The sequence below is a fragment of the Paraclostridium sp. AKS73 genome, from assembly GCF_025671395.1.
In the GTDB taxonomy this organism is placed as follows: Bacteria; Bacillota; Clostridia; order Peptostreptococcales; family Peptostreptococcaceae; genus Paraclostridium; species Paraclostridium benzoelyticum.
In genome coordinates, this window is sequence record NZ_JAIXHU010000078.1 from 1 (window position 1) to 2,456 (window position 2,456).

Annotated in this window: 4 protein-coding genes; 2 read left to right on the top strand and 2 right to left on the bottom strand. The window is 23.3% G+C overall.

Annotated features, from left to right (window positions below; all coding sequences use genetic code 11):
* The first annotated feature begins 62 nt into the window (after positions 1-62).
* Together LEQ07_RS19525 and LEQ07_RS19530 are read left to right on the top strand one after the other, a co-directional pair.
* Positions 63-443 carry a hypothetical protein gene (locus LEQ07_RS19525; RefSeq protein WP_263331924.1) on the top strand — a complete coding sequence of 127 codons (381 nt, stop codon included), beginning with the start codon at positions 63-65 and terminating at the stop codon, positions 441-443.
* A gap of 109 nt (positions 444-552) precedes the next feature.
* Complete coding sequence (locus tag LEQ07_RS19530; protein ID WP_263331927.1) at positions 553-867, top strand: hypothetical protein; 315 nt, start codon at positions 553-555, stop codon at positions 865-867.
* Positions 868-888: 21 nt separating this feature from the next.
* Here the strand turns inward: LEQ07_RS19530 and LEQ07_RS19535 are convergent, their stop codons facing one another.
* Both LEQ07_RS19535 and LEQ07_RS19540 read right to left on the bottom strand, forming a co-directional pair.
* Positions 889-1,296: a YcxB family protein gene (locus LEQ07_RS19535; protein ID WP_263331932.1), complete on the bottom strand. Its 408-nt coding sequence runs from the start codon at positions 1,294-1,296 to the stop codon at positions 889-891.
* 131 nt (positions 1,297-1,427) lie between these two features.
* A complete protein-coding gene (locus LEQ07_RS19540; RefSeq protein WP_263331936.1) occupies positions 1,428-2,063 on the bottom strand; it encodes a hypothetical protein in 636 nt (211 codons plus the stop codon).
* Between the last annotated feature and the right edge of the window lie 393 nt (positions 2,064-2,456).

A 2,456-nucleotide genomic window follows, 5' to 3' on the forward strand; every position in this document is an offset into this window, starting at 1 on the left:
AAATTATTTACATATTGAAACTTATTAATTTTATATATAATCTATTTTATGGAGGATTATATATGAAAATAATTAATAACATTTTAAAAACTTTAGTTTATTTAAGTAACACATTTTTTATAATTTCTTATATATTTTTATTTATTTGTTCAAGAGCTTTGAGTAATTTTGACTCATATCTATTTATTGCATTAGGAGAAATTATAGTAGTTTTAGGCTATATTTATTTGACCTATCTTTTTTATAAAAATATACATTTAAATAAGAAAAATGATCTTAAGATAATTGTAATATCAATTATAACTATTATTTTTGAAACTAGTATTTTGATTTATCCATACATGTGTGCATCTGGTATATTCCCAGAAATAAATTTCTTGTGGTATTGTTTACCAAAGGCATTAATGTTAATATCTATAAAATTTAATGAAAGGCCCTCTTAGTATTGGGGGACTTTAGTCCTGTACCGCCTTTAGTTTCTAACTAATATGAAATATACTATAATATAAGTAACTATATTGAATATGATTTTACATAAAGGGGCGTGAATTATTGAAAAACATTACAAAAATCACTTTAGCTATAGTTTTATTATTTATACTTACGCTAGGGTATAAAGTATCTAAATTTGACTTTAGCTCATTAGAGGATCAAGAACCTCCTATCATAGAAGAAAGTGACAGTTTTAGTAATGCTCAGAAAATACTAGAGGACTATGGGTATAATTTAAAAGATGTTCAAGAAAATGAAAAAATTCAAGATAATATGCCTGATTTAAAAACATACAGATATGAAAGAAAGAATGGAATTATATCTATATTAGCAAACGGAGATTATATTTACATGGTAAACTACTACGAAGAATAAAAATGGAAGGATTAATACTTTTTAAGTCATTAATCCTTCCATTTTTATTAGAAACTCATCTTTTTCTTTATCGTCTTTAAATACGCTAGTTGGTATCACCAAAAGTATTATACACTCTTCTCCAAATATGTAAATAGAATTATTATCTTCAACAACTTTATAAATTTGACTAAATAAAATTTCATTTCTATTATTTCCTTGCTCGCACAAAAAGCTATTATCATCTACTGTACAAGTTACTTCTTTAAATTCACCATATCTAGCTTTAACTTTCTTTTTTATTGATTTTAATAAGTGTTTTTCACTTCTAAATAATAGTATTAATATCAAAATCAAAACTAAAGTATTTAAACAAGTCTCTATAGATAAAGAAGTTAGATAAAGTACTCTAAATCCATATACAATTTGTATAATACCTACAATACACACTAACTTTGGAAGTATATGAAATAGAAAAAAAAGATTTTTCTGAGTCTAATCATAAGCTTGTATCCATTTACATACTCATCCATTGTGTTAATAAATTTAAACTCGATAATAAACACCTCCCCGTAGTATCTTTATTTTATTGCTTTAAAGTATTCGATAGATTGTATCTTATTATCATCATAATCATACAAAATCATTGGAAAAGGACTTTTCTTAGATACAGTCTTTTTATATTCTAAAAAAGCTATAAAAGTATCTTTATCTGTTTTATATTTAATAAGTTCATACTTCTCAAACTTAGTGTTATAAACTTCTTTTGCATTATCAGGTAAAATAGATTTAACTTTACTTATTGCTTCATATTTAGTAAATGATTTATCTAAATCATAGTATGAGTATCCTAATAAAATTTGTCCATATTTTTCATTATTTATAGGTTTTAAATCTAAGAAAGTATAAACTTTTTGAGCAAATGCATTTTCAAACTCAAAAAAGTAGTTTTCTTTTACATTCTTCCTTGCGAGCCTGTATGTTAAAACATTTTTATTTAGTACCTTATATCTTCTGTCAATTATTTTATTATCTATAGAAGGTGTATCTGTCTGAGATTCTGATTTACTATTAAATAATTTAGATTTAAATGGTATATCATTTTCTATGCTTTTAGAAAGGTCAAGATTTAATTGAATTCCTACAATAGATATTACTAATACTATTGATAACGCCATGAAAATACTTAATATCTCTTTATATTTTTTAAAAACCAAGTTTTACACCTCCCCCCATACTAAATGATTAAAAACTTAGCTAATTGTATCTTGTACTATAAGACATATAATAAAATGTCTATGATTTTACTTTTTCTTCTTTTATTAAATTAGTAATTTTTACCTTTTGATTCTGAATCTATAGTATCATTCATTCAAATACGAATCCAGTAATTTATTTAAAGTCATAATATTGAAAAAAGTATTCTCGCCTACTAGTAGATCTCTAAATTGTAGCATCAATTTCATTTTCTTTATTTGATATAGATTTATCATAAGAAAAGATAATAAATTCTTATTTAAAATTGGAATCAGCTACTAGAGTCCATATAAAGAATTTCTATGATTTTAAAAGTTAATAAAAAATAAAATAAAAATTCTTAATTATTATAT